The following is a 7163-nucleotide window of genomic DNA, read 5'->3' as shown; positions in this document are numbered from 1 at the left end:
ACCTACGACCAGGCCGTCGCTGCGGCGAAGGCTGCCGCGGCGACTGTCGATGCCGACAAGGCGACAATCGACGCCGACAATGTCCAGCTTGGCTTTGCCACCATCACGGCGCCGATTTCCGGCAGGCTGGGCGCTGTCAGCGTCGCCGTTGGTGACCTCGTCACCGTCAGCAACGGCAACAGCAGCACGGCGACGCCGCTTGTCACCATCACCCAGATGGATCCGCTGCAGGTGAACTTCAATCTGCCTGAAAGCAACCTGGCGCTGTTGCACAAGGCGCTTGCCAATCCGCAGCAAGGGGCGGTCACCCTTACCAAGGACGGTGATCCAACGCCGATCGGCAAGGGCACGCTCGATTTCGTCGATTCCAGCGTCGACACCGCGTCGGGCACGATTGCCACGCGGGCGAGTGTGCCGAACACCGATCTTTCGCTGTGGCCGGGCCAGTATGTGAATGTCGTGCTCGACGCCGGCATCATGCCGCAGATGACATCGGTTCCGACGGTCGCGGTGCAGCCCAGCCAGAAGGGGCCGTTCGTCTATGTGGTCAAGCCGGACAACACCGTCGAGATGCGGCCGGTGCAAGTGGCGCTGACCGAAGGCGAGAACAGCGCCATCAGCCAGGGGCTGAAAAGCGGTGAGAAGGTTGTCACCGAAGGCCAGACAAGGCTGAAGGACGGCGCCGCCGTGCATGAAGGCAAGGCCACGGCGAGTGCTGCCGCGCCCAAGGTGGCCGAGGCGACCAATGCCGGCGAGGCTGCCCAATGATTTCCGAATTCTGCATTCGCAGGCCCGTCGCCACCCTTCTGATGTCGTTCGCCCTCGTGCTGGGCGGACTCTTTGCCTACAAGTTCCTGCCGGTAGCGGCACTGCCCAGCGCCGAATTCCCGGTGGTCAACGTCTCGGCTTCGCTGCCCGGCGCCTCGCCGGAAACCATGGCGACATCGGTGGCGACGCCGCTGATCAAGCAGTTCGCCACCATCGCCGGCATCGATTCGATCTCGACTACGAACTCGCTTGGCCAAACCTCGATCGCCATCCAGTTCGTGCTCAACCGCGACATCGACGCAGCCGCCGCCGATGTGCAGGCGGCGATCGCGCGCACGCAGAAATCATTGCCGCCGCAGATGACGGCGCCGCCGAGCTATCGCAAGGTCAATCCGGCCGACGCGCCGATCCTTTTGATGTCGCTGGTCAGCGACACGATTCCGCTGACCGATCTCGATGCTTTCGCTGAAAACGTCATCTCGCCGTCGCTGTCGACCATCGACGGGGTGGCGCAGGTCTCGATCTTCGGCCAACAGAAATACGCGGTGCGCATCCAGATCGATCCGACCGCGCTTGCCGCGCGCGGCATCTCGATCGACCAGCTGCAGACGGCGGTCGCCTCGGCCAACAGCAACACGCCGCTCGGCGTGCTCCAGAACGACAAGCAGCAGCTCACCATCACCGCCAACACGCAGCTCAACGACGCCGCTGGCTTCTCCAACATCATCATCGCCACCAAGAACGGTCACCCGGTACGGCTGGGCGAGGTGACCCGCGTCGTCGATTCGGTGCAGACGACCACGACCGCAAGTTGGTACGATGGCACCCGCGCGATCATCATGGCGGTGCAGCGCCAGCCTGACGCCAACACCGTCGACGTCGTCGACAAGGTCAAGGCGATGCTGCCGTCCTTCAAGGACCAGATGCCGGCCGCCGCCGACATCAAGCTGCTCAACGACCGCTCGAGTTCGATCCGCCAGGCCGTCAGCGACGTGCAGTTCACGCTGCTGCTCACCATTGCCCTGGTGATCATGGTGATCTTCGTGTTCCTGCGCCGGGTGACGGCGACTATCATCCCGGCCGTGGCGGTGCCGATCTCGCTGATCGCCACGCTCGGCGCGATGTTCCTGTTCGGCTTTTCCATCGACAACATCTCGCTGATGGGCCTGACGCTTGCGGTGGGCCTCGTTGTCGACGACGCCATCGTGATGCTGGAGAACATCTTCCGTCATATGGAGGAGGATGGGCTGTCGGCCTTCGATGCGTCGCTGAAGGGGGCGCGCGAAATCGGCTTCACCATCATCTCGATCTCGATCTCGCTGGTAGCGGTGTTCATCCCGGTGCTGCTGATGGGCGGCGTCATCGGGCGCATCTTCAACGAATTCGCCGTCGTGGTGACGGTCGCCATCCTGGCGTCGATGTTCGTGTCGCTGACACTGACGCCGATGCTGTGCTCGCGGCTGCTGTCGGTGACCAAGGCCGACCGCGACAAGCATGGTGCCGGCCATAAGCAGGACCTCGTCACACGCAGCTACGACCGGGTCTTGAGCTTCTGCCTGCGGCACACCTTCCTGGTGTTCCTCGTCTTCGTCGGAACCGCGGCAGCGTCGGTGTGGCTGATCCAGATCTCGCCGAAGGGCTTCTTCCCGCAGGAGGATATCGGCCAGATATCGGTGACCACCATCGCGCGACAGGACATTTCGTTTGACGCCATGGTGAAGCTGCAAGGGCAGGTGGCCAACGTCTTTTCCCATTCGCCCTATGTTTCGCATGTGGCATGGTCGGCAGGCAGCGGCAACAATGCGCTGAACCAGGGCCAGCTCTACGTTCAGTTGAAGGACAAGAGCCAACGCCCGAATATCGAGAAGGTGCAGTTGGATCTGCGCAAGCAACTGGCCAATGTGCCGGGTATCGAGACCTACATGCAGCCGGTGCAGAACCTGAGGCTGGGTTCGCGCTCGTCGGCCAGCGCCTACCAGCTCGTGGTTCAGGGCCTCGATACCGGCCAGACCGATATCTGGGCGCAGAAGATGAATGACGCGATGGCGGCCGACCATGCGACCTTCACCGACGTCACCAGCGACCTGCAGAACAATGCGCTGCAAGCGACGCTGGTGGTGGATCGCGACAAGGCCGCCCAGCTCGGCATCGATACCGACACGCTGCGCTCCGCCCTCTATGGCGGGTTCGGCACCGACCAGGTTTCGACAATCTTCGGCTCGGCCGACAGCTACGAAGTCATTACCGAGCTCGATCCCAAGATCGAATGGTCGCCCGAGCGGATGCTCGCCATCCAGATGAAGACGGCGAGCGGCAGCCTGGTTCCGCTCGGCGCCTTCGCCCGCGTCGATCGCACGGCCGGCGCCCTGACCGTCAACCAACTCGGCCAGCTTCCGGCGGTGACGATCTCCTACAACCTGCCGCAGGGCGTGGCGCTGGGTGACAGCGTAACGCGCATCAACGCGCTCAAAGAGCAGATCGGCATGCCGACGGCGATCTCGACGACCTTTGCCGGCACGGCCAAGACCTTCCAGGATTCGCTGGCCAACCAGGGTCTTCTGGTCGGCGGCGCGATCCTGACCATCTATATCGTGCTCGGCATCCTGTATGAGAGCTTCATCCACCCGCTCACAATCCTCACCGGCCTGCCGTCGGCCGTGCTCGGGGCGGTCGTTGCCTTGCGCTTCGCCGGTATGGACCTGTCTGTCATCGCGGTGATCGGCATCCTGATGCTGATCGGCATCGTCAAGAAGAACGGCATCATGATGGTCGACGTCGCGCTCGAACTGCGACGAGAAGGCATGTCCGCCAAGGAGTCCATCCACAAGGCGTGCCTGATGCGTTTCAGGCCGATCATGATGACGACGCTGGCGGCACTGATGGGCACGTTTCCGATTGCGCTCGGCACCGGCGCCAGCGCCGAGCTGCGCCAGCCGTTGGGCGTTGCCGTTGTCGGCGGCCTGCTGGCTTCGCAGGCGTTGACCTTGTTCGTGACACCGGTGATCTACGTCTACATGGAGAATTTCTCGGGCTGGCTGGTCGGGCTTTGGTCGAAGCGCAAGGGCGAGCCGGACCCGGTCGAAAATGTCGACCAGCTCTCGTTGTTCAAGGCCAGGGAAGAAGCGCTGTCCGAACCGCAGCGGGCGGCCGCCGAATAATGCAGGCCGCCTGAAGGCGGGCGTTGGACCAAGCCGTCGTGCTTGCAGCGGCATGATCGGGACCGTATTTTGCGGCCATGTCACACGATCATGACCACGACAACGAACTCGATCCGTTTGCCGCCCGCGTGCGTGCACTGGAAACCATCCTCACCCAGAAGGGGCTGATCGATCCGGCCGCGATCGACGTCATCGTCGATACCTACGAGACGAAAATCGGCCCGCGCAACGGCGCCAGGGTGGTGGCGAAAGCCTGGAGCGATCCAGCCTATGCCGACTGGCTGAAGCGCGACGCGACGGCGGCGATCGCATCGCTAAGCTACACTGGCCGGCAAGGCGAGCACATGCAGGCTGTCTTCAACACCGAGGACACGCACAATCTCGTCGTCTGCACGCTGTGCTCCTGCTATCCGTGGTCGGTGCTCGGCCTGCCGCCGGTCTGGTACAAGGCGCCGCCCTATCGTTCGCGCGCCGTGATCGATCCGCATGGGGTGCTGGAAGAGTTCGGGCTGACGCTGCCGGCGGACAAGAAGATCCGCGTCTGGGATTCCACTGCCGAACTGCGCTATCTCGTCGTGCCGATGCGGCCCGAGGGTACCGAGGGCTGGAGCGAGGAACAGCTGGCGGAGCTGGTGAGCCGCGACGCGATGATCGGCACCGGCCTGGCGAGACAGCCGGCATGAATGGGCCGCAGGATCTTGGCGGGCAGATGGGATTCGGCCCGGTCGCGCCCGAAAAGGACGAACCCTATTTCCACACCGCATGGGAAAGGCGGGCGCTCGGTGTGACGCTGACTGCCGGCGCCATGGGCGCGTGGAACATCGACGAGAGCCGGCACGCGCGGGAATCGCTGCATCCCGCCGATTATTATACCTCCAGCTACTACGAGATCTGGATCAAGGCGCTGGAGGTATTGCTGAAGCGCCACGGCTTCGTCAGCGAGCGGGATCTCGCTGCCGGCAAGCCCGTCGATCCGGCAGCGGCGCCGAAAAGGGTGCTGAAGGCCGAAAACGTGCCGGCCGTGCTGGCCAAGGGCGGGCCTTGCGACCGGCCGGTTGCGACGCCGGCGCGGTTCAAAGCCGGAGATCCCGTGCGGACCAAGAACTTCAACCCAACCGGCCACACGCGGCTGCCGCGCTACGCACGCGGCAAGCATGGAACGATCGAAGCTGTGCGCGATGGCTTTGTCTTCCCGGACAGCAATGCGCATGGGGACGGCGAAAACCCGCAATGGGTTTACACGGTGGTTTTCGAAGGATCGGAAATCTGGGGCGAGGGGGCCGATCCGACGCTTGTTGTGTCGATCGACGCCTGGGAGAGCTATCTTGAGCCGGCGTGACACGGATATGGCCGAGCTGCCACCGGGCATCGATGCCCCGGTGTTTGCCGAGCCATGGCAGGCCGAAGCCTTCGCCATGACGGTGGCGCTGCACGACAAGGGTCTGTTCTCGTGGAGTGAGTGGGCGCAGGCGCTGTCGAGCGAAGTGAAGAAGCCCGGTGCTGCTGCCGACGGCCACGACTATTACGAACATTGGCTGGCGGCGCTGGAAAGCCTGCTGGCCGCCAAGGGTGTCGCGGGCAAAAGCGATGTCGACACGATCGCCGCCGCCTGGGAACGCGCCGCGCATGCGACCCCGCACGGCAAGCCGATCTTGCTAGAGAACGATCCGGGGCCCTGACAATAAGGTACGGCCTAAACGGCATCATTCGGCCAATCTAGACTTCCTTTATGCTGCTCTGGATTTCGCTGCCCGTCCGGTTGTAAATATTGACGCTTCAGGCGACATTATTGCCATGATGGAAATCGCTTCAGCGCCCTGGCCTTTACTGGAAATTGCGATCGAGCCGAAGTCGGAGGCCGATGAAGAAAAGCTGCGCATCGCCTTGTCGAGCCTTGCGGATGAGGATCTCGGCTTCCGCTTCACATGGGACGAGGAAGCTGGGCAAACAACTGTCTCCGGCAACGCCGAGCTTCAGCTTGATCTTATCATCCATCGCTTGGTCAACGAGTTCGAGGTCGCCCTGAATATCAGTGCTCCGGATGTGGCCTATCGCGAGACGATCACCCGCAAGCACGAACAGGATTACACGCACAAGAAGCAGTCACATGGGATGGGTCAGTTTGCCCGCGTGAAGCTGCTGTTCGAGCCGAATGGGCACGATCCGGAGTTCGTGTTTGTGTCGCGGATTCCCAATGGCGCGGTTCGCGATGAGCATGCCGTCGGCGTCGAAAAAGGAGTGCGCAGTGCCCTGGTCTCCGGCCCCTTTGCCGGTTCTCCGATGATCGGGTTGAAGGCGACGTTGGTCGATGGCGCCTTTCATCAAACCGACTCCTCGGCTTTGGCCTTCGAGATCGCCGGTCGTGCCTGTTTCAGGGAAGCCGCGCCCAGGCTTGGCGTGCAACTGCTCGAGCCGATCACGGAGGTCGAGGTGGTCACGCCGGAATATTCTGTCCGCGGCATAGTCAGCGATTTGAAGGGCCGTCGCGGCAGAATTCAGGGTCAGGAAGGCCTGGGGACCGACATCAAGATCGACGCGTTGGTGCCGCTTACCAACATGTTCAAGCTGGAGGATACGCTGCGGTTGCTTTCGAAAGGGCAGGCGCGTTTGAGTGTCCGCTATTTCGGATACGCCCCCGTTCCGGGGCCGTTTCCAGACGACGAACCGCCGCCCGCAGTGGCTGCCTACGGCTGACAGTTTTTCACCGAGGCCAGACTTCGGACCGAAAGAAGGGATCTGTTCCCTTTACGTTCTTGTTTTTGACTGATAGCTTCATTCCGTTGTAGGCGCTGCGTTCGCCGCCGACTGCGGCAGATATGCCGGCGGCCAAGCTTGTCTTTCTCTCGCGAATCCGGTCTGTCGAACCGATGGAATTCTCCCCCCAACAGGACGAGGCTCTGAAAGCGGTGGCGCGCTGGCTCAAGGAGGGCCGGCCCCAGATTTTTCGGCTGTTCGGCTATGCTGGCACCGGCAAGACGACGCTGGCGCGTTATTTCGCCGAACATGTCGACGGCCAAGTGCAGTTCGCCGCCTTCACCGGCAAGGCCGCACAGGTTCTGCGCTCCAAGGGTGCGGTCAATGCCCGCACCATCCATCCGCTGATCTACAGGCCGAAGGGCGAGGAGTCGGTGTCGGACGAAGTCACCGGCAAGACCTCGATGTCGCCGACCTTTTCGCTCAACCGGCAGAGCCCGATCTCGCGGGCCAAACTGGTCGTCATCGACGAATGCTCGATGG

The 7163-nt window shown here is 62.8% G+C and carries 7 protein-coding genes; all 7 read left to right on the top strand.

Annotated elements, in window-relative coordinates; genetic code table 11:
• Nucleotides 1-768, top strand: a 768-nt coding sequence (locus tag EN993_RS28275; RefSeq protein WP_127265421.1) for an efflux RND transporter periplasmic adaptor subunit, incomplete at its 5' end; no start/stop codon positions are given.
• The gene (locus EN993_RS28270) at nucleotides 765-3926 is read left to right on the top strand and encodes an efflux RND transporter permease subunit (protein WP_127265420.1); all 3162 of its coding nucleotides are present in this window, start codon (nucleotides 765-767) and stop codon (nucleotides 3924-3926) included. The genes EN993_RS28275 and EN993_RS28270, both read left to right, overlap by 4 nt.
• Nucleotides 3927-4003: 77 nt before the next feature.
• Nucleotides 4004-4609: a nitrile hydratase subunit alpha gene (gene nthA, locus EN993_RS28265; protein ID WP_127265419.1), complete on the top strand. Its 606-nt coding sequence runs from the start codon at nucleotides 4004-4006 to the stop codon at nucleotides 4607-4609.
• The gene (nthB, locus tag EN993_RS28260) at nucleotides 4606-5265 is read left to right on the top strand and encodes a nitrile hydratase subunit beta (protein ID WP_126069490.1); all 660 of its coding nucleotides are present in this window, start codon (nucleotides 4606-4608) and stop codon (nucleotides 5263-5265) included. Before nthA ends, nthB begins: the two co-directional genes overlap by 4 nt.
• Nucleotides 5252-5605: a nitrile hydratase accessory protein gene (locus EN993_RS28255; RefSeq protein WP_127265418.1), complete on the top strand. Its 354-nt coding sequence runs from the start codon at nucleotides 5252-5254 to the stop codon at nucleotides 5603-5605. The genes nthB and EN993_RS28255 overlap by 14 nt, the downstream gene beginning before the upstream one ends.
• Before the next feature lie 115 nt (nucleotides 5606-5720).
• Nucleotides 5721-6620, top strand: coding sequence for a hypothetical protein (locus EN993_RS28250; RefSeq protein ID WP_127265417.1), 900 nt, complete (start codon nucleotides 5721-5723; stop codon nucleotides 6618-6620).
• A gap of 173 nt (nucleotides 6621-6793) precedes the next feature.
• The coding region (locus EN993_RS28245; RefSeq protein ID WP_164757858.1) for an AAA family ATPase at nucleotides 6794-7163 on the top strand (370 nt) is incomplete at its 3' end.

This window comes from Mesorhizobium sp. M7D.F.Ca.US.004.01.2.1 (assembly GCF_003997785.1).
Lineage (GTDB): Bacteria > Pseudomonadota > Alphaproteobacteria > Rhizobiales > Rhizobiaceae > Mesorhizobium > Mesorhizobium loti.
This window is presented reverse-complemented; position numbering and strand designations above follow the sequence as displayed.

Excerpts from the sequence above, each read along its gene's own strand:
- EN993_RS28270 (WP_127265420.1), top strand. The coding sequence starts at position 765 with ATGATTTCCGAATTCTGCATTCGCAGGCCCGTCGCCACCCTTCTGATG.
- nthA (WP_127265419.1), top strand. The coding sequence starts at position 4,004 with ATGTCACACGATCATGACCACGACAACGAACTCGATCCGTTTGCCGCC.
- nthB (WP_126069490.1), top strand. The coding sequence starts at position 4,606 with ATGAATGGGCCGCAGGATCTTGGCGGGCAGATGGGATTCGGCCCGGTC.
- EN993_RS28250 (WP_127265417.1), top strand. The coding sequence starts at position 5,721 with ATGATGGAAATCGCTTCAGCGCCCTGGCCTTTACTGGAAATTGCGATC.